Here is an 18,772-nt window from a genome sequence, read left to right as displayed (position 1 = left end):
GCAGGCGGCTTCTCGCTGTGATGGGGCCGCCTTCAGGTCGTCCGTGGGCCTCCCCTTACCGGTTGCTCCGGTGACCGTCGGCTGCCCTTCACGCCAGGCGGCGGTTCCCATTCTCCTCCTGGGAGGTTTCCGGCGGGGCTGCAGAGCCGCGTCGTGCCCGCCGGTACTCCCCATAGAGCCGGTCGCCGGCTTCGCACCTGCCGATGGTCTCGCCACTGTCATCCACTGCCCGGCACGCGGGGCATGCGGGGTAGTGCTCAAGCATGCGCAGGTACGCGGCTCGCTCGGGCGCCTTCGGGCACTTGTGGTCCCTGTTCTCGTAGTGGTCGCACAGCACGTGGAGGGACCGAGCGAGGCGTTGCGCGTGCGCGATCCGGGCGGACAGGCTGCGGTCGGGCTCCGCATTCAGCCGGCAGGCGGGCTTCCGCGGCGCAGAACAACGCGCAGGCCCGCGCCACGTCGGCCGCGGGCAGTGCCGTCGTGACCGCCTCGACCTCGGGAAGGGTCAGCATGATGTGTCCGCGGAGTTGGAGGGTGAGCGTCTCCAGCTTCTCAGGGGACGGCGACTCGGCGTGAGGTGCGAGCAGGCGGTCAGCGCAGGCGCGCATGGTCTCAAGGGCCAGCGGGGTAGCGCTCGTCGCGGGACCGGTCACGCCTCGTCCTCGTCGGTGGGTCCGCGGCCCGCCATGACGAGCGCCAGCACGTCGGCTGCCGTGCACAGGTGGCCAGGCCGGGCCACGCGCACAGCCCAGTACGAGGCTTGCGTCCACTCGTCGAGCTCGGTGCGGTCGACGCGGGGCACACCGAGGTAGGTTCCTTCGGTCAGGCACTCCGCTGTCGGCTCGCACCAGGCCCGTGCGCTGCCCGGCGGTACGAGGGCGTAGTAACGGCGGAACCCCCGGTCGTGGATGACCGGACCACCGCCGAGGCACCGGGCGAGCCGATCGCTCACCCCGTATGGATCAGCGCATGCGACAGCCCGATGCACGATCCGCTCGGGCAGCCGAACCGCCTCGAAGGCTCTCCCCAACGGGATCAGCGCAAGCTTCGCGGGGCTGATCCACTCGCCGCGGGCCACGTCCGGTGACGGGTGGGCGGATGCCAGCCATTCCTCAACCGTCCCGCAAGAGAACGGACTTACCAGGGACACGCGGCCTGCTCTGCGGACCGTAATCTCTGCCATGTCGACCTGCTCTCTGATGTCGGCCATGCCCAAGCCGTTCACCCGGCCGGCGAGGCCCGGGAGGCATGGCCAGGATCTTGTGACGCTCTGTGTCGACTCGATCCCTCACCGGCAATCTCACGGTGGGATGACTTTCCATCCCGTTCGTGGATACCGGGGGCCGTGCATGGGGACCGCGCTGGAGCCGATCGAGCTGCCTGACTGGGCTTGGGAGCGCGCCGAGGTACGCCAGGCCCTGCGCGCGCGGGACATCGGGGCCGTGTTCCGGCACGTACAGCGGTACGCCGGAGCCAGCCAGGCCCGCATTGCCACTGCCGCGGGGATGACGCAGGCTCGCGTCAACGAGATCATCAACGGACGCCGCGAAGTCTCACGGCTGGACGTGTACGAGCGGATCGCCGACGGCCTTCACATGCCCGACGACGCCCGTCACCTGCTCGGGTTGGCCGCAAGTCGTGAGAAGCGGCCGGGTGGTGTCGCCTTCGACCTCGCAGCTTTCCCCGAAGTCGTCCGTGTGTACGCCACCCAGAACTCCGCAGCCCAGGAGATCCAGCAACAGGCACGCGAAGTGAGAGAGCTGGACATCCTCGCCGTGCGCGGACTCGGCCTGATCGGACTGAACGACAGTCTCCTGCGCGCTTGTCTGCCGCGCGAGCGGGACGGTGGCCGATTCCGCGTACGAGTGGCACTTCTCGATCCGGACAGCCCTGCCCTCGCTCAACGGGCAGCGGAGATCGGCGAGTCCGCCGAGTCCCTCGCGGGCGGAGTAAGACTCGCGGAGGCGCGGCTGCGAGAGCTGGCAGACACATGCGAGATCAGCGTATGGCGGTACGGAATGCTGCCCACCTGGCGTCTCATCCGCATGGACTCCACTCTGTTCGTCGGCGCCTTCGACGCAGGGTGGGAAGGCCACGAGTCGGCCACGTACAAGGTGATGGAAACCCCGCACGGTCCCCTGTTCCGGGGCTTCCGCAGGATGTTCGAGGCCGTCATCGACAGCGCAACGCGCACGGTGTGAGGGAAAGGAGAACCGCTCGTGATCGAGGCGGAGTTGAAGGCCCGCGTGCACTCACCCGAAGCGGTCGAGCGACAGCTCGACAAGCTGGCGACGGCACGCGTCGAGGTCTACCAGGACACCTACTACGACCGGCCCGACGGGTCCCTGGACAAGGCCGGCGAAGAACTACGGGTACGCACCGTTCACGGCACGGACGGAACTCGTACGGTCCTCACGTACAAGGGTGCCGCAGTCGATGAGGACTCCGGGTCCAAGCCCGAGCATGAAACCCGCGTCGACAACCCCGAGGCTGCACACGCCATCCTGCGCGGACTCGGCCACGTACCGTTCATCACCTTCGAAAAGCACTGCCGGAACTACGACTTCGAAGCGCATGGCCGGAAGATGCTCGCAACCCTCGTACGCGTCCCCGAAATCGACGGCACGTTCCTCGAGGTCGAGACACTCGTCCCCGAGGCCGACGTGATGGCAGCCCTGGACAACATCCGCACCGTCCTCGCCGACCTCGGCATCGGTCCGGAGGACCTGACACTCGAGACGTACACGGGCGCGGTCGCCGCGCGGCGCCGCTGACGACACGTCTTTATGGATCACCGCGGTGATTGGGTAGAAATTATCAACAATCGGGAAGGTGACTCTGCCTAGGAAGCGTCGCCATGTCAAAGTAAGTGATGCCCGCTCGCCACCCATCTCCCTTGCCGTCTGGTGAACGAGTGACGTACTTCTGCTGCAGAGGCCCTCCCTTTTCCACCCTCCAAGGCCTACCTCGCCAATCGATGAAGGCTGTCACGTCGATTCTTTTCAACCACTTGGACTTGACGAGGCTCCCCTTCGCCTCCACAACATCGACCATGTCGAGACTCACTCTGGTGCACGGCGCCACGCTCGGGAAGGTGTAGACCCGCTTCGCGTTGTCCCCGTCTGTAACGAAGACAACCGCGTTACGTACACTTCTGCGAGAATAATTTGCCAGCTCGATCGCGTGACTGTCCTTATTCACCACCAGCCTTGAGTCGAAAAGCGCAGCTTGCTCTTCAATTCGGAGCTTCTCTTCCTCCCGACTCTGCCTGAGCTGGTCTTGCGTGGCTGCAGACTGAAGCACCCCGCTGCAGCCGCTCAGGATCAGGCCAAACCCGGCGATGCCGACTGCGGCAACTTGAGCCCAATCGACAAGGCGGGCGCGAACTTGAGCCTCTTCCTTTTCCACTCTCCGCCTCGCAGCGATCTGCGTTAGGCGTTCACGTCGCCCCAAGTCGAGCTTCCCCCACTCGTCTCATAACGTGCTGATATCACCGCCCTCCTCAGTCCCAGGCCGTGGGCAGAGCTCCCTCGCCGCAGGTGCAAAGGGGCAGCATTGTCTGATCAAGGGCGTTGCACACGATGTCAAGATACTGAAGCTTGACACTAGTTGGCATCCGACCACCCGGCTCATGCAGGTCTCACCGCGGCCCGCAGCCACGAGATAAGTCCAACGGCAGCGCCGAGCTCGATATTCAGTGGCGGAACCCTCCCCGCACCGTCCACCATCCCCCCATGGTCTCCAACGAGCACGTCAGTGACCCAGCGGTGACTCGGTGGACGCGGGCGAGCGTCTATCCCGATATGTGGGTGGATCCGGACGACGACCCGCGCGAGACCGAGGTGGAGATCGTCGATGAGCGTGGGGCGTTGCTGGAGAACCTGCGGCACTATCGCCTCACCCTGGAGATGAAGTGCGCGGGGCTGGACGCGGAGCAGATGGCTCGGCGGTCCGCGCCGCCGTCCACCATGTCGTTGCTGGGGCTGGTGCGGCATCTGGCCGAGGAGGAGCGGCACTTCCGGCGGGTGATGGCCGGGGACGACGCGCCGAAGCTGTACCGGACCGAGGAGGACCGGGACGGTGACTTCAACGGGGCGGTCGCGGACCCGGTGATCGTGGAGGAGGCGTGGCGGCAGTGGCGGACCGAGGTGGAGCTCAACAATCGGTATCTGGCCGGTGTCAGCGACCTCGGCACGCAGAACGCCGGGTACTCCGACCTCGGGGCCGAGCCCGGTGGGCAGCTTCAGTTGCGTGACGTTCTGGTGGCGCAGATCGGGGAGTACGCGCGTCACTGCGGCCACGCCGACCTGCTGCGTGAGCTGATCGACGGACGGGTCGGGCAGTGATCGCACGAGGGCGCGCCTTGGCCGCGTCCTTACCTCCGGCGTAATCGACCGGTCTTCGGCATCCCGGCAAGCTCTCTCCCATGACAGCCACCAGCACCGCGGCCGCCGCCAACACCACCCGCGCCACCGTCCAGAAGTTCCTCGAACTCCGGCTCGCCGGCGACACCGAAGGGCTCACCGGGCTCTTCGCGGAACAGGTCGACTGGATGCTGGCCGAGAACCCCGGCGTTCCCTGGATACGGCCTCGGTCCACGGCCGCCGAATGTGCCGCACAGGCCCATGAGTTGGCCGAGTACACCGTGCCGGAAGACGCCCGCGCGTCCATCGACACGATCCTCGTCGACGGTGCCGACGCCGTTCTGATGGGGCACCTCTCCGGGACCGTCCGTGCGACCGGCAAGTCCTTCTCGGGGCCCTTCGCGCTGCGGCTCACCGTCGAGGGCGGGCGGATCACCCGGCACCATCTTTACGAGAACAGCGCGTCGATCGCCGCGGCGTGCACGCCCTGAGATCTAGGGTCCGTCTTCAAAGGGATCTTGCCCAGAGCAGGAACGATGCAAGGGTGACCGCCGCTTCGTAGGAAGAGGCGGTCTTTTCGTATCTGGTGGCGATACCGCGGAAGCCCTTGAGCCGGTTGAAGCAGCGCTCGATCATGTTGCGTCGCCGGTAGGTCTCCCGGTCGAACCCTGGCGGTCGGCCGCCGTGGCCAGCGCGCCTCAGCCGGTGCCGTCGCTGGTCGGTCTTCTCGGGGATGGTGTGCGCAATGCCGCGTTTTCGCAGGTAGGCGCGGAAGCCGCGGGAGCTGTAGGCCTTGTCTGCGATGACCTGGTCGGGCCTGCACCGAGGTCGGCCCGGGCCCGTGCGGGGAACACGGATCCGTTCCAGCAGAGGGCGTGCGCAGACACTGTCGTGGCGTTGGCCGGGCGTCACCAGGATCGCGAGCGGGCGGCCCTTGCCGTCGCAGGCGAGGTGGACTTTGGCGGTCAGTCCGCCTCGGGATCGGCCGAGGGCGTGATCATCCGGTTCGTCCTGGCGATGCCGCCCCCTTTTCGGCCGGTAGCGGCGGCGGGTTGGTGAGCGCGGACGACGGTGGAGTCGATCTGCACCAGCCAGTCGATGTCTCCGGCCGCGTCGGCACGGGCTTGGGTCTGCTGGAGGGCTTGAGTGAACACTCCGGCGAGGGCGTAGCGGCGGAAGCGGGTGTACACGGTCTTCCACGGCCCGTAGCGCTCCGGCAGGTCACGCCAGGAGATCCCGGTGCGGATCTTGTAGACCATCCCGTTTATGACCTGCCGGTCCTCCACGCGTGGCCGCCCCGTCGCGGCTCGGGGTATCAGCGGAGCGAGTAAGTCCCACTCCAGGTCGATGAGTTCATGACGTCGTACCACGACACCATGATCTACCACCCGGATGATCTTGAAGACGGACCCTAGAACGGCCCGGGACGCCACCACAGCGCCCCGGGCCGACCCATGCGAACTCCCGGTGCACCCTGAAGAGTTATAGGTACCTCCTCTGCGGCAGGCTCACTACGTTGGCCGCGGTTGTCAGACCGCACCGACCACGGGCAACAGAAACAGGGGGAGGACCCTCATGGGTAAACGCGTCGTCACCGTCCTCGGCATTCTCGCGACGGCCTTCATGCTCGCCATAACGCCCGCTTCCGCGCGTGACATCGGCCCGGGCGACACGATCTACGACGACAAGCCTGGCCACTTCTTCTACGAGCGTTCGTGCGAGACCTACTACAGCCTGACTATCTCCTCTACGAAGGCGGTGGCCGGCAAGGACAGCTTGTCTGGCCACTGCGCTGGCCACGTCTGGCTCCGCATGATGGGCGACAGCTTGGGCGAGTGGAGCAACGACCCGAGGTCGATCACTCGGACCAGCCCCAAGGGCAAGTTCCGCTGGGCGTACATCAAGGGCTGCGCTGACTGCTACGCCTACATCGTGTACCCGTAGGTTCATCGCATCAGAGCATCTGGGCGGGCGGGCCCACGTCACCAGCGGTGGCGGGGCTCGCTCATGTCACAGCCCTGCCACGAACCGTGCTCACGTCACCACAAGGTGCACAGCACCCCCACGATGACGGGCAGTCAGCAGCGTCCATGGGGGGACCATGCACGCCAGAAGAGCCGCGCTCGCCACCGTCGCCATCCTCGCCCCACCCTCACTGCCTGTAGCAGCGACGAACCCTCGCAGGGCAAAGCCGAGCGCGCCACCGCCGCAGTCAGTTCGCTGGCCTCCAGCGCACCCGACTGCGGTCCCGACTCCGACCTCTCCCAGGCGGACTGGCTGGAGCAGTGCGCCAGCGACAGCCCGACCGCTGACGAGCAGCCGGACACGGAGCTGGCCGTGGGCGACACCTTCGCCTACACCGACTGCCTGAAGGTCAAGGTCGACAGCATCCGCACCATCACTCGCTGGGGCGAGTACGACACCAAGCCCGACGCCGACATGATTCCGTTGCGCGTCACCTTCACCATCACCAACGGCACGAAGACGCCGTACGACCTGGACAGCTTCGGTTACGACGCACAGGGCGCCACCACGGGTGGCGAGACAGAGTTCCTGTATATCGAGGCCGACTCCAAGCAGATCGCCGGCCGCCTCGCCCCGGGCCGCAGCGGCACTTTCGGGAGACCTACCGGCGACGCAACATGATTGAGCGCTGCTTCAACCGGCTCAAGGGCTTCCGCGGTATCGCCACCAGATGCGAAAAGACCGCCACTTCCTACGAAGCGGCGGTCACCCTCGCATCGTTCCTGCTCTGGGCAAGATCCCTTTGAAGACGGACCCTAGTTCGCGCTGTAGCCCTTGCGCAGCGCCCGGGCGCACATGCCGATGATCAGGGCGTTCACCAGCGCCCCGAGCAGGACGGCGACGACCAGCATCGAGCCGTGGTCGGGAAGCATCAGCAGGACCAGGCTCACGGGGGCCGTCGCCAGGAGCGGGATCACCCCCGCCATCGACTCGTCCGAACCGTCGGCCAGCGTCACCGCCAGCGCCCAGACCAGCAGGATCGCGCAGACGGCGAGGTAGACGAGAGCGGCGGGATGGCGCAGGGCGTGGGCCGCCTTGCGGGAGAGCGAGCGGCCTGGAGGTGCAGCGGTCACGGTGGGACTCCTCCGTCAGGAAGGTCATCGGGATGTCATCGGGGGGTCAGAGGTGCGTGCCAGGTTGGTTCGGGCGGGCCAGGCCCAGGTCGTACGCGAGGATCGTGGCCTGGACCCGGTCTCGTAGGCCGAGTTTGCGCAGGAGCGCGTTCACGTGGGACTTCACCGTGCCGACGGTGATGCCCAAGGTGTCCGCGATCTCCGCGTTGTTGAGGCCCGCCGCGACCAGGCCCAGCACGTTCCGCTGGCTCGTGGTCAGGGTCTGCAGTTCGCGGGGGCCGCCGGCGGTGCGAGGGCCCGGGCCGGACGCGTAGTGGGAGATCAGGCGTCGGGTCGCCGACGGGGCCAGGACCGACTCGCCCGTGGCCACCACCCTGATCCCCTGCAGGAGTTCGAAGGCGTGGACGTCCTTGAGGAGGAAGCCGGAGGCACCGGCGCGCAGGGCGTCGAAGACGTAGGCGTCGAGGTCGAAGGTGGTCAGGACCAGGACCCGGGGGGCGTTCTCCCGGGCGGTGATGATGCGGGTGGCGGCGATGCCGTCCAGTTCGGGCATGCGTACGTCCATGAGGACGACGTCGGGCGAGAGGTCTTCGGCGAGTCGTACCGCTGCCACGCCGTCGGCGGCTTCGCCCACGACCGTCATGTCGTCCTCGGCGTCGATCACCGCCGCGAAGCCCGCTCGTACGATGCCCTGGTCGTCGACGACCAGCACTCTGAGGCTCATCGCTCGGTCTCCTCTTCCGCGGACAGGGGCAGGCCGATGCGGAGTGTGCCGCCTCCCGGGCCGGTGGTGAGAGTGCCGTCGAGTGCCTTGATGCGGGTTTCCAGGCGCCGGCGGACGTCCGGCTCGGCTGCGGCGGTCACCCCGGTGGCCGTGAGGGTCAACGTATCGCCGTCCGCGTCGAGTTCGAGCAGGGCCGGCCGTGTGCCGCCGGCCGCCAGCAGCGTCTCGGCCGCGTGGTAGGCGGCCAGGTCCACCGCCGTCGGCAGACGCTCGGGCACGCGGTCCGTCAGACGTATCTCCACGTCCCGGCCCGTCGCCCGGCACTGGTGGGCCAGCAGGTCGAGGGCCTGGAGGGTGGGCTGCGGTCGTAGGTCGGGGGCCGGATCGCCCTCCCTCACCGTGTCCAGCAGGGCTCGCATCGCTGCCAGGGCCTCGCGAGCGCGGTCCGCTGTCGCGTCGAGGTGCCCCGCCTCCGCCTCCGCGATCATGTCGGCGGTGCGTGCCAGGACGGTGGTCTCCAGGCCGGTGGCGATCCGGCGGCGTTCGGCCCATGCTTCTCGGACGGCCTCTTCGGTCCAGGTGGCCAGGCGTTCGTCCCGACTACCGCGGTCGGCCGCGTCGTGCCGGCCGCGCATGGTTCCGTACCAGTGAGCCGTGCCGGCAGCCAGAGCCGCTCCGGCCGTCGCGCTCGCTCCGACCGCCCAGACGGGGAGCGTCGTACCCCGGTCCAGGACGGCGGCCGTCGCGGCGACCGCGTGTGCACCGGCACTGCCACCAGCACGCTCGGGAAGCGGCCGGGCGTCGGCGCTGCGGCCCCTCGCGCCGCCCTCACCACGAGCGCCGTACAGGTCGCGATCATGCTCAGCAGCGGCGGAAGGAGCACCGGCCCGGTGTAGCCGCCCGCCTCCATCGCCGGCGGCCACAGCAACACGAGCCCGAGCAGGGCCCCGTAGGCAGCCCTGGGCGCTCGCGCCAGCCACAGCAGTGCCACCGCCTGCGCGGCGGCCAGCAGCGCGAAGAGGACTCCGGCGGACACCTGGGACCCAGGCGTGGTTTCGGAGGACCGGATCACCAGCACCGGGAGCAGTGGCTGCCCGGCCAGACCGGCGGCGGCCGTCAGCTGTGCCAGGCGGTAGGTCCGGGGAACGGTTCGCTCGACCGAACCGGCGTTCCGGCCCGGCAGGACCGCCCTGACCTCCCAGCCCCCTTCCGCTGTCGGGCCGCTCGTCAGCGTGCCCCCCGCCTCCCTCGCCCGGGACCGCAGGAAACCCTGGCCCCGGCCCGAGCCGAGGCCTGTGCCGTGGGCGGGTGAGCCGGCCGGTGGCGCCGCGCTCCTGACCGCCACCTCCGTGCGCGTGTCGCCGTACCGGCACAGGACCGTCGTGTGCGCGCCGGGCGCGTGCCGTGTCACGTTGGTCAGGGCCTCGCGGACGATGCCGTACGCGGCGTCCGCGACGGTGCCGTCCGGGAGCGGGTCGATCTCGCAGTCCACCTGCTGGCCGAGGCGGCGGAACCCGGCGACGAGAGCCCGCAACCGTTCGTCCGCAGACGGCAGTTCCTCCTGTGAGGGTGCCGGTGCACGGACCGCTCCGAGCGCCCGGGTGACCTCGCGGCCCGTCTCGGTCGCGAATGCGAGGGCCTCGGCGGCCAGTTCGGGGCGTCGGTCGCGCAGCCCGAGGGCTGCCCCGGCCGTGACGACCACGGCGGTCAGGTGATGGGCGCTCACGTCATGCAGTTCCCGTTCCATACGGCGCCGTTCGGCCTCCGGGAGGCGGTGGCGCTCGGCCTCGGCCCGCTTCAGCAGGTGCTCGGCGGCCTGCCGAGCGCGCCGGGTACGCCGTACCAGCAGGCCGGAGCCGCACGCGGCGGCGTAGAGCAGAGCGGTCAGGACCAGGTCCAGTCCGTCCGGGGCGCTCAGGCCGTGCAGGGTGAGGCCGTGCAGTGACTGCCAGGCGGCGAGCGTGACGACGGACAGGACGGCGGTGTACGTGTCGCGTTCCGTCGCCACGCTGAACAGGGCCAGTCCGACCCCTGCCGTGCCGAGTACCGCGACCGCACCCGTGGGCAGCGGGCCGGCGCCCAGGGCCAGGGCGGCGGCGATCACGACCAGGGTCGTCACCGGGCGGGTACGGCGCAGGGCGAGCACGGCCGTCGCCAGGCCGCCGGCCAGGGCCGCCACGAGCAGGTCGAAGGCGGGCGGCACGGTCCCGCGCAGCAGCGCCGCGCCGGGCCAGACCGCGGCCTGGGCGCAGATCAGCGCGACCGGGAGAAGTCGATCGTCGGTTCGATTCATGACCCGACCAGGCTAGGGCCGCAGGCCAGGGGCGCCTCTCCGGCTGCGGGCGGATTTCGGTCTCTTACCTGGGTTACAGACGTCGCGGGGACGACCGTTCCGCAGCGTGAGGCCCGGGCGACGTGCCGTCCCTACGCTCGATCACATCGACATCCCGCATCGGGAAACGTCGCGTTCCGGCCGATCCTGGAGGATTTCCCATGTCCAAGCGCACTCTCGTCGCGTCGCTCGTCGGCATCGTCACCATCGGCGGAATCACGGCCGGCGGCCTCGCCGTTACGGCCGCCTCCGCCTCCACCGGCCCGTCCCTGGCGAACACTTCGGCCCGCTACGGCGGTACCGGCACGCTCACCTTCACGACGGAGGTGAGCGACGACTCGGGCGTCCGGAGCCTCAAGGTCCTCGCCTGGCCCGCCAGTTCGAAGCTCGACCCCACCGAGGCGGAGCTGCGCTCCGCGGAGAGCGCCACGTGCCGGAGCACCGACGCCGAGACGTCCCGCTGCACGTACACGGTGCGGGCCACGAAGGAGGAGGCGGCCGAGCTGGCCACCGGCACCTGGTACGTCTCGGCGCTGGCGACGGGCGAGGACGGCGACACGACGTTCGTGCCCCAGGCCGCCGCGTTCGAGGTCACCCGCTGACGTCACCCGCTGACGTCACCGCTGACGAGCCGCCAGTACTGCCGCTTCCCCTCGTCCCGTACGACCACGCCCAGCCGCAGCAGTTCGCGGCGCAGTTCACGGGCGTCCTCGGCGTCGTCGTCGCTCTTGCGGGCCTGGGCGCGGGCCCGCAGGAGGGCGTCCGCGCCCTCGGGGAGACCGGGGGTGCCGGGGACCCAGCGGCGGAACTCGGCGCGGTACGGGTCCTCCTGCGCCCAGCGGTAGCCGTGCCCGGCGAGGGCGTCGGCCAGGCGGGGCCAGGGCAGGCCGCACTCCTCCCGGGCCAGTTCCATGCCGTCGGGGGCCAGCACCACGAGTTGCTTGCCGTCCCTGCACAGCACCGCGATCTCCTCGCGGGTGAACTCCCGCGTGCTGTCCCTGATCGTCAGGGCCAGGTGCGTGTCGCGGACGCGGACCGACAGCGACTCGTGCGCGGCGGCGAGACCCAGCAGCAGGCCGCCGAGTGCGCCCACCGCGACCGTGCCGAGGGTGAGGGCCGGTTCCGGGATCGAGGTCAGCAGTTCGGCCGGGCCCTCCAGCGGTGCCCACGGCAGCTTCAGCAGCAGGCGGGCGAGGAGCGGGAGCAGCACGCCGGCGGCGGCACCGCAGCCGACGCAGAAGAGCACGATGGCCCATGCCGACTCCGCGAGTTCCGTGGACTCCTCCGGCGACGGAACAGGCCGCTTCCCCATGTGCACCTTCCTGGCTTCCTCCATGGAACGAGTCTCTGGAAGTGCCGGGTGTGCTGTCATCAGCCGTTGGTCTACGGGCCTCCGACTTTGGTCTCACGGGTGCATCCGCGCCCCCTTCACCACCTTGTCCACCGCGTTCTTCGGGCCGTAGACCGCGAGGCCGACCAGATCCAGGTCCGCCGTCGGCACCGACCGTACGGCCGCGCGGTTGTCGCGGTCGTTGCCCGTGGAGAACAGGTCCGAGGTGAAGATCGCGCGGGGCAGGGAGCGGGACAGGGCGCGGGTGTGGGCCGTGGTCAGGATCTCCTTCGTGGCCTCGAAGACCAGGACCGGCTGGCGGAACATCGCCAGGTAGGGCACGCCGTCCGCGTCCTCGTACGGCTCGCCGACCACCTCGGGGACCTGCGTACCCAAGCCGCTGACCAGGAACGACGTGACGTTGAGACGCTGCCAGGGCTCCAGGTCGGCGCGCAGCAGTACGGCGATCTTCGTGTCGAAGCGGATCGGCTCCGGGGCCGGTTCGGTGTGCGTGTTCATGATGCGAGCGTGCCCGGCGGCACCCGCCGGGGTCTTGTACGTTTTTTGCATGGCTTCCCAGCCCGCCCGGAGCGTCTCCGCCTGGCGGCCCGCCGTGCCCGGTGTCGTCGAGGTCTTCCACGCCCGCTTCACCGAGTACGCGTACCCGATGCACGTCCACGACGCCTGGACGCTGCTGATCGTCGACACGGGCGCCGTGCGGTACGACCTCGACCGGCACGAGCACGGCACCCCGCACGACACCGTGTCGCTGCTGCCGCCGCACGTGCCGCACAACGGCTCCCCCGTCACCCCGGAGGGCTTCCGCAAGCGGGTGCTGTATCTCGACGGGACCTATCTCGGGGACGAGTTGATCGGGGCCGCCGTCGACCGGCCGGACCTGCGCGATCCGCTGCTGCGGAAGCGGGTGGGGCAGGTGCACGGCGCGCTGCTGCGCCCCGGCGAGGAACTGGAGGCCGAGAGCAGGCTGCTGTTCGTCGGGGAGCGGCTGCGCGGCCATCTGCGGGGCGAGAGCGACACGCCCCGTCCCGCGGATCCCGTTCTCGCGCGGCGGCTGCGGGAGTTGCTGGACGAGCGGGTCGTGGAGGGCGTCGGGCTGCGGGAGGCGGCCGGGCTCGTCGGGGCCCATCCCGCCCATCTCGTACGGGCGTTCAGCGCCGCCTACGGCATCGCCCCGCACCAGTACCTGACGTCCCTGCGCGTGGGCCGCGCCCGGCGGCTGCTGCTCGAAGGGCGCTCACCGGGAGAGGTGGCGGCCGAGACCGGGTTCTACGACCAGTCGCACCTCACCCGGCACTTCCGCAAGCTGGTGGGCGTGCCGCCCGGGCGTTACCGGGCGGGAGGGCCTACCGGTCGGGGCGTTGTGTGAGGTGGGAGAACGCGTCCAGGTTGCGCGTCGACTCCCCGCGGGACACCCGCCACTCGTACTCCTTGCGGATCGCCGAGGCGAAGCCCAGCTCCAGGAGGGTGTTGAAGCTGCCGTCGGATGCCTCGAGGACCTGGCCGAGCAGGCGGTCGATCTCGTCGGCGGTGACGGCGGACAGGGAGAGCCGGCCGGTGACGTAGACGTCGCCGTGCTGGTCGACGGCGTAACTCACGCCGTAGAGCTTGAGGTTGCGTTCCAGGAGCCAGCGGTGGACGCCCTGCTCGTTCTCGTCGGGGTGGCGGATGACGAAGGCGTTGAGCGACAGGGAGTGGCGGCCGACGATCAGGGAGACCGTCGTCTTGAGCTTGCGGGTGCCGGGGAGCTGGGCCACGTAGGTGCCGGGCTGGGGGCTCTCCCACTCCAGGTCGGCGTCCTTCAGCACTCCTTCGACGACCTGTGCCGCACGCTGTTCCAGATCGGTTTCACCCATGCTGCGAGCGTACGCGACGGCGGTGCGCCTGCATCGCGGCCGTGTACACGTCCGCCGTGGTGGCGGCCGCCGTGTCCCAGCCGAAGGACTGGGCGTGGCGGGCGGCCTGCCCGCCCAGCCGGGGCGACAGCTCCGGGTCGTCGGCGAACTCGCGCAGCACGCGCGCGTAGTCGGCGGGATGGTGCCCGCGCACCAGGAAGCCGGTGTGGCCGTCGCGCACGGCGACCGGCAGACCGCCGACCGAGGCCGCCAGCACGGGGGTGCCCGCCGCCTGCGCCTCTATGGCGACCAGGCCGAACGACTCGCTGTAGGAGGGCATGACCAGGACGGAGGCGGCGCGGAACCAGTCCGCGAGCTGCTCCTGGCCGACCGGCGGGTGGAACCGTACGACGTCCGCGATGCCGAGGCGTGCCGCCAGCTTCTGCAGGCCCTCGGGCTTGGCGAGGCCGCTGCCGCTGGGGCCGCCGACGACGGGGACGAGGATGCGCGAGCGCAGCTCGGGGCGCTCGTCGAGGAGGACGGCGACGGCGCGCAGCAGCACGTCGGGGGCCTTCAGGGGCTGGATGCGGCCCGCGAAGAGCGGGATGAGCGCGTCCCTCGGAAGGCCGAGACGGGCCCGGGCGGCGGCGCGGCCGTCGGCGGGCGAGAAGCGGCTGAGGTTGACGCCCGGGTGGACCACGGCGACCTTGTCGGTGTCGGCCGCGTAGTGCCGTACCAGGTCGTCGGCCTCTTCGGTGGTGTTGGCGATGAGGCGGTCGGCGGCGGCGACGATCTGGGTCTCGCCGATGACGCGGGCGGCCGGTTCGGGGGTGTCGCCGTCGGCCAGGTTGGCGTTCTTGACCTTGGCCATGGTGTGCATGGCGTGCACCAGGGGGACGCCCCAGCGCTGGGCGGCCAGCCAGCCGACGTGGCCGGAGAGCCAGTAGTGGGAGTGGACCAGGTCGTAGTAGCCGGGGCGATGCCCGGCCCAGGCCTGCATCACGCCGTGCGTGAAGGCGCACAGCTGGGCGGGGAGGTCCTCCTTGTTGAGGCCCTCGTAGGGGCCGGCGTCGACGTGCCGGACGAGGACGCCGGGGGCGAGCTCGACGGTCGGCGGGAGGGCGGCCGAGGTCGCGCGCGTGAAGATCTCGACCTCGATGTTGATCGCGGCGAGGCGCTGCGCGAGCTCCACGATGTAGACGTTCATGCCGCCGGCGTCGCCGGTGCCCGGCTGGTGGAGCGGGGAGGTGTGCACGGAGAGCATGGCCACCCGGCGGGGCCTTCGGTGCAGCCGCAGGCGCGTGGGCGGTGACGCGGAGCGCCGCCCGAGCCTGCCGATGTACTGGCTCACGTGGCGTTCCTCCTCGCTTCGGGCATGCCTTCGCAGGGCCCATGTGCCCTGCAGCGGTCAACACCGGAGGGTTGGGTTCCATTTCCCGATTCGCGACTTTTACCGAATCATTACCGCTTCTCGCTCAACCGTTCGAGGGTGGCGGGCAGCTGAACTCGATCGGAAATCGCAGGTCACTCGCGCTGTCCCCGCGATGAAAAGACCGTGGAAGGGATGTCGAGGCCGGTACCGCGGACAACCCGGCGCCTGCCCGACCGGTCACAGCCTGCGGAAGGATCCACACATCCTCACGGAGGTTGAGCAATGTCCTCTCGCCCGGACAGCCGCCGGCTGTTACGCGCCTCAGCGGTTCTGACGCCGGTTCTCGGCATGGTCCTGGCCGTTCCGATCGCCCTGGCCGGCCCGGCCGGTGCGGCGGAGCCGGCGGCCACCGCCGCGGTGAACGAGTACGGCTGGCAGCTCACCTACACGGCCGCCCCCGGGCAGGCCAACAAGGTGGCCGTCACGCAGTCGTTCACCAGCGACCGCTCCCAGTTCACCTACGTGATCGACGACGTCGTCCCGATCGACGCCGGGAACGGCTGCGGCTACCCCGACAGCGGACCACACCAAGATCTCCTGCACGGTCGAGGCTCCGGAGAGCCAGTCCCCGGTCAGTTCCCTGGAGATGGACCTCGCCGACCGCGACGACACCGTCTCCTTCGACAACGCCACCGACCAGGTCTACTACTTCAGCACGGTCGAGCTGGGCGACGGCAACGACGAGTGGACCGGTGCCACCGGCCGGCGAGTCGACGGCAGTACCGTCCGGGGCGGCGCGGGCGACGACATCATCAGGGTGGGCGCGCTGGGATACGCCGGAGGCGGTGACGGCGCCGACACCCTCTACGCCGGCATCGACGGCGAGATCGTGGACGGCGGCCCGGGCGACGACGTCCTCCGCGGTGGCGCGGGCGACCAGATCCTGCGAGCCGACGACGGGGCCGACACGGTGTACGGCGGGGCCGGCGACGACGAGCTGTACGGCGGCAGGGGCGACGACATCCTGTACGGAAACAGCGGCGCCGACCGGATATGGGGCAACAGCGGCGACGACGAGCTGTACGGCGGTCCCGGAGCGGACACGCTCTCCGGCGGACCGGGCACGAACATCGTCCGGCAGGACTGACGCTTTCTCCCCGCCCCGGGGAGCCGCGCGGCCAGGCGGCGTGCGGGTCCCCGGCCGATCCCCGAGCCGGTCCCCGGGCGGGCCCCGGGCCGGTCCCGGGCGGGCCCCGGGCCGGTCCCGGGCCGGTCCTCGGGCGGGTCCCGGGCCGGTCCCGGGCCGGTCCTCGGGCGGGTCCCCGGGCGGGGCGCCGGGCGAGTCCTCGGGCGAGATCCCGGGCGGGGCGCCGGGCCGGTCCCCGGGCGAGACCCCGGGCGGGGCGCCGGGCGAGACCCCGGGCGAGACCCCGGCCGATCCCCGGGCCGATCCCCCGGCCGATCCCTAGTGGGCTTCACCCCTGGCAAGGCGCTTAACCTCGTACGCATGACATCCCGCGCCGCCGCCCGCCGCCCCGTGGGCACGGTGACGCGCGGGACGACCAACCCGAACCGTCTGCGCCGCATGGACCGCTGGATCGCGGCCACGCACGGCGCCGAGCTGCGTCGTGCCGCCGACCCCGTGGCCGTCGACCTCGGGTACGGCGCCGCCCCCTGGACGGCCGTCGAACTGCTGCACCGCCTGCGTACGGTCGCGCCACGCGCGCGCGTGGTGGGCGTCGAGATCGAGCCGGCCCGGGTCGCGGCGGCGCTGCCGTACGAGCGGGCGGGGCTCGTCTTCCGGCACGGCGGTTTCGAGATCCCGATCCCGCAGCGGCCCCTGCTGGTCCGCGCGGCGAACGTGCTGCGGCAGTACGCGGAGGGCGAGGTCGAGGCCGTCTGGCAGCGGCTGTGCGGGCGGCTCGCGCCGGCCGATCCGGCGACCGGTGCGCGCGGCGGGCTGCTGGTCGAGGGGACCTGCGACGAGATCGGACGCCGGCACGTCTGGGTCGCCCTCGGCCCGGAGGGACCGCGCACGGTGACCTTCGCGACCCGGCTCGGCTCCCTGGACCGCCCCTCGGACCTGGCGGAACGCCTGCCGAAGGCGCTCATCCACCGCAACGTCCCGGGCGAGCCGGTGCACGCCTTCCTACGCGACTTCGACCGCGCCTGGGCCGCCGCCGCGCCCTACGCGTCCTACGGCGCCCGCCAGCGCTGGATCCGGGCGGTACGGGACCTGACCGCCGACTGGCCCGTGGCGGACGGGCCGGTGCGGTGGCGGCAGGGCGAAGTGACGGTGCGGTGGGAGGCGTTGGCACCCCGGGACTGAATCCGCCCGGACCGTACGGGACCGCACCGGCCCGGCCCGGCCCGCCGGGAACGATCTCTTTGAGTCGTTCGTCACACAGGCGGGGAGATCGTCATGCCGGGGGCATATCGGGGAGGGGACTGCGGGAAGTACTACCCCTGTCGCTTCGCACGCCGACGTGGCAGCATCCCCAGGCGTACCGGATGTTACTGACGGTTAATCAGTTTGGGGGCTTGGGTATGGGACCGGGCAAGCGTGGCCTGATCGCGACGGCCGTGACCGTGGTCTGCGCGCTCACGGTGCTGGCGGCACCGGGCACGGCGTTCGCGAGCCCCAGCCCCACTCCGGCACCCACCCCGAGCGCGGGCGCCACGCGCGCGCCCGGCAAGGACCTGGAAGCCGTACGCGAGAAGCTCGACAAGCTCTACCGCGCCGCGGCCCGCGCCACCGACGAGTACAACGCCGCCGAGGAGAAGGCGGACCAGCAGTCCGCCGAGCTCGTCAAGCTGGCCAAGAAGATCGTCAAGGGCCAGGAGAAGCTGGCGAAACTGAAGGACCGCGCGGGCGCTTCGGCCGCCGCCCAGTACCGCGGCGGCGGCCTGCCGCCCGAGGCCCATCTGATGCTGAGCGACGATCCGCAGGAGTTCCTCGACGGGGCGGGCCGGGTGCGCCAGGGCCAGCACGCGGCCAAGGGCCTGATCGGCGAACTGACCCGCACCCAGGAGGACTTGGAGCGGTACGCGCAGGACGCCTCCGCGCAGTGGAAGAAACTGGAGGCGGGCCGCAAGGCCAAGGCCGCCGCGCGCAAGAAGGTCGAGAAGCAGATCGCGGCAGCGGAGAAGCTCGAGTCCGAGCTCCAGAAGGAGGAGCAGGAGCGCCTCGCCGAGCTGGAGAAGGAGGCCGCCGGCAAGGCGCAGACCGCCTGGCTCGGCTCCGGCATCCTCGACGAGATCAGCGGAAAGGCCTCCGAGCAGGGCAAGAAGGCCGTCGCGTACGCCACGGCCCAGATCGGCAAGCCGTACCAGTGGGGCGCCGAGGGCCCGAAGACCTACGACTGCTCCGGGCTGACCTCGCAGGCCTGGATCTCCGCCGGCCGCGGCATTCCGCGCACCTCGCAGGAACAGTGGAAGCAGTTGCGGCACATCGACATCCAGGACATGCGGCCCGGCGACCTCATCATCTACTTCGACGACGCCAGCCATGTCGCGATGTACGTCGGCGACGGGGCGATCGTGCACGCCCCGCGGCCCGGGCGGACGGTGACCCTCGCGGGGGCCGGGTCGATGCCCATCCTCGGGGTGGTACGACCGGACGCCGCCGACGCCGACTGAGCGGGGGAAGGCACCGCCCCAGGGGTCACGCGGCCCGGGCCACGTGACCCAGCCCACCCC

The 18,772-nt window shown here is 70.5% G+C and carries 23 protein-coding genes; 11 read left to right on the top strand and 12 right to left on the bottom strand.

The genetic code is table 11. The features are described 5' to 3' along the window. Positions 1-257: 257 nt before the first annotated feature. Together CCL05_RS45910 and CCL05_RS04875 are read right to left on the bottom strand one after the other, a co-directional pair. The gene (locus tag CCL05_RS45910) at positions 258-608 is read right to left on the bottom strand and encodes a DUF6415 family natural product biosynthesis protein (protein WP_244204163.1); all 351 of its coding nucleotides are present in this window, start codon (positions 606-608) and stop codon (positions 258-260) included. 41 nt (positions 609-649) lie between these two features. Then, positions 650-952, bottom strand: coding sequence for a hypothetical protein (locus tag CCL05_RS04875; RefSeq protein WP_244204160.1), 303 nt, complete (start codon positions 950-952; stop codon positions 650-652). Between the two features lie 397 nt (positions 953-1,349). Here CCL05_RS04875 and CCL05_RS04870 point away from each other — a divergent pair, with 397 nt between their 5' ends. After that, positions 1,350-2,201, top strand: coding sequence for a helix-turn-helix domain-containing protein (locus tag CCL05_RS04870; RefSeq protein WP_086559242.1), 852 nt, complete (start codon positions 1,350-1,352; stop codon positions 2,199-2,201). Between the two features lie 18 nt (positions 2,202-2,219). Then, entirely contained in the window at positions 2,220-2,774 is a 555-nt protein-coding gene (gene cyaB / locus CCL05_RS04865) for a class IV adenylate cyclase (RefSeq protein ID WP_086559241.1), read from the top strand. Between the two features lie 43 nt (positions 2,775-2,817). Here cyaB and CCL05_RS44425 read toward each other — a convergent pair whose 3' ends face one another. Then, positions 2,818-3,408, bottom strand: a complete 591-nt coding sequence (locus CCL05_RS44425; RefSeq protein ID WP_143589806.1) for a hypothetical protein — start codon at positions 3,406-3,408, stop codon at positions 2,818-2,820. Positions 3,409-3,734: 326 nt separating this feature from the next. Between CCL05_RS44425 and CCL05_RS04860 the strand changes: the two genes are divergently transcribed. After that, positions 3,735-4,346, top strand: a complete 612-nt coding sequence (locus tag CCL05_RS04860) for a DinB family protein (RefSeq protein ID WP_086559240.1) — start codon at positions 3,735-3,737, stop codon at positions 4,344-4,346. 80 nt (positions 4,347-4,426) lie between these two features. Beyond that, complete coding sequence (locus CCL05_RS04855) at positions 4,427-4,855, top strand: nuclear transport factor 2 family protein (RefSeq protein ID WP_086559239.1); 429 nt, start codon at positions 4,427-4,429, stop codon at positions 4,853-4,855. Positions 4,856-4,871: 16 nt separating this feature from the next. Here CCL05_RS04855 and CCL05_RS04850 read toward each other — a convergent pair. Further along, positions 4,872-5,734, bottom strand: a protein-coding gene (locus tag CCL05_RS04850; RefSeq protein ID WP_425275889.1) for an IS5 family transposase whose coding sequence is annotated in 2 segments (ribosomal slippage) — positions 4,872-5,384 and positions 5,387-5,734 — 861 coding nt in all. Because the reading frame shifts where the segments join, the coding sequence is not laid out codon by codon here. Positions 5,735-5,939: 205 nt separating this feature from the next. Here CCL05_RS04850 and CCL05_RS04845 point away from each other — a divergent pair. Then, positions 5,940-6,308 carry a hypothetical protein gene (locus CCL05_RS04845; RefSeq protein ID WP_086559238.1) on the top strand — a complete coding sequence of 123 codons (369 nt, stop codon included), beginning with the start codon at positions 5,940-5,942 and terminating at the stop codon, positions 6,306-6,308. 123 nt (positions 6,309-6,431) lie between these two features. Next, entirely contained in the window at positions 6,432-7,010 is a 579-nt protein-coding gene (locus CCL05_RS45905) for a hypothetical protein (protein ID WP_244204159.1), read from the top strand. 134 nt (positions 7,011-7,144) lie between these two features. Here CCL05_RS45905 and CCL05_RS04835 read toward each other — a convergent pair whose 3' ends face one another. Genes CCL05_RS04835 through CCL05_RS04825 form a run of 4 tightly spaced genes read right to left on the bottom strand, consistent with a single transcriptional unit; the run spans position 7,145 to position 10,479 of the window. Further along, positions 7,145-7,462, bottom strand: coding sequence for an SCO4225 family membrane protein (locus tag CCL05_RS04835; protein ID WP_244204158.1), 318 nt, complete (start codon positions 7,460-7,462; stop codon positions 7,145-7,147). A 46-nt stretch (positions 7,463-7,508) separates the two neighbouring features. Next, a complete protein-coding gene (locus CCL05_RS04830; RefSeq protein WP_086559236.1) occupies positions 7,509-8,186 on the bottom strand; it encodes a response regulator in 678 nt (225 codons plus the stop codon). Beyond that, positions 8,183-8,674, bottom strand: a complete 492-nt coding sequence (locus CCL05_RS45895) for a hypothetical protein (protein ID WP_244204157.1) — start codon at positions 8,672-8,674, stop codon at positions 8,183-8,185. The genes CCL05_RS04830 and CCL05_RS45895 overlap by 4 nt, the downstream gene beginning before the upstream one ends. After that, positions 8,671-10,479: a sensor histidine kinase gene (locus CCL05_RS04825; protein WP_244204156.1), complete on the bottom strand. Its 1,809-nt coding sequence runs from the start codon at positions 10,477-10,479 to the stop codon at positions 8,671-8,673. The genes CCL05_RS45895 and CCL05_RS04825 overlap by 4 nt, the downstream gene beginning before the upstream one ends. 200 nt (positions 10,480-10,679) lie before the next feature. On the opposite strand from CCL05_RS04825, the gene CCL05_RS04820 reads away from it, so the two are divergent. Continuing rightward, positions 10,680-11,120 (top strand): DUF5707 domain-containing protein, encoded by a 441-nt coding sequence (locus CCL05_RS04820; protein ID WP_086559235.1) that lies wholly within the window; start codon positions 10,680-10,682, stop codon positions 11,118-11,120. Between the two features lie 2 nt (positions 11,121-11,122). Here CCL05_RS04820 and CCL05_RS04815 read toward each other — a convergent pair whose 3' ends face one another. Together CCL05_RS04815 and CCL05_RS04810 are read right to left on the bottom strand one after the other, a co-directional pair. After that, positions 11,123-11,854, bottom strand: coding sequence for a YqeB family protein (locus CCL05_RS04815; protein ID WP_244204155.1), 732 nt, complete (start codon positions 11,852-11,854; stop codon positions 11,123-11,125). A 69-nt stretch (positions 11,855-11,923) separates the two neighbouring features. Beyond that, positions 11,924-12,367, bottom strand: coding sequence for a DUF2000 domain-containing protein (locus CCL05_RS04810; RefSeq protein ID WP_086559267.1), 444 nt, complete (start codon positions 12,365-12,367; stop codon positions 11,924-11,926). A gap of 49 nt (positions 12,368-12,416) precedes the next feature. Here CCL05_RS04810 and CCL05_RS04805 point away from each other — a divergent pair, with 49 nt between their 5' ends. After that, complete coding sequence (locus tag CCL05_RS04805; protein WP_086559233.1) at positions 12,417-13,235, top strand: helix-turn-helix domain-containing protein; 819 nt, start codon at positions 12,417-12,419, stop codon at positions 13,233-13,235. Here the strand turns inward: CCL05_RS04805 and CCL05_RS04800 are convergent. Both CCL05_RS04800 and mshA read right to left on the bottom strand, forming a co-directional pair. Next, positions 13,213-13,722 carry a type III secretion system chaperone family protein gene (locus CCL05_RS04800; protein WP_086559232.1) on the bottom strand — a complete coding sequence of 170 codons (510 nt, stop codon included), beginning with the start codon at positions 13,720-13,722 and terminating at the stop codon, positions 13,213-13,215. The two genes, CCL05_RS04805 and CCL05_RS04800, sit on opposite strands and share 23 nt — an antisense overlap. Further along, the gene (gene mshA, locus CCL05_RS04795) at positions 13,715-15,052 is read right to left on the bottom strand and encodes a D-inositol-3-phosphate glycosyltransferase (protein ID WP_167409510.1); all 1,338 of its coding nucleotides are present in this window, start codon (positions 15,050-15,052) and stop codon (positions 13,715-13,717) included. The genes CCL05_RS04800 and mshA overlap by 8 nt, the downstream gene beginning before the upstream one ends. Before the next feature lie 667 nt (positions 15,053-15,719). Here mshA and CCL05_RS45890 point away from each other — a divergent pair. The 3 genes from CCL05_RS45890 (at position 15,720) to CCL05_RS04780 (ending at position 18,712) form a co-directional block, all read left to right on the top strand. Beyond that, positions 15,720-16,220, top strand: a complete 501-nt coding sequence (locus tag CCL05_RS45890; RefSeq protein ID WP_244204154.1) for a calcium-binding protein — start codon at positions 15,720-15,722, stop codon at positions 16,218-16,220. Between the two features lie 360 nt (positions 16,221-16,580). Continuing rightward, entirely contained in the window at positions 16,581-17,402 is an 822-nt protein-coding gene (locus tag CCL05_RS04785; protein ID WP_086559230.1) for an SAM-dependent methyltransferase, read from the top strand. Between the two features lie 218 nt (positions 17,403-17,620). Further along, positions 17,621-18,712, top strand: a complete 1,092-nt coding sequence (locus tag CCL05_RS04780; RefSeq protein WP_086559229.1) for a C40 family peptidase — start codon at positions 17,621-17,623, stop codon at positions 18,710-18,712. Positions 18,713-18,772 lie beyond the last annotated feature (60 nt).

The organism is Streptomyces africanus (genome assembly GCF_002150735.1).
GTDB classification, from domain to species: Bacteria; Actinomycetota; Actinomycetes; order Streptomycetales; family Streptomycetaceae; genus Streptomyces; species Streptomyces africanus.
Note: the sequence above shows the minus strand (reverse complement) of the source record. Positions and strands in the feature narration are given on the sequence as shown.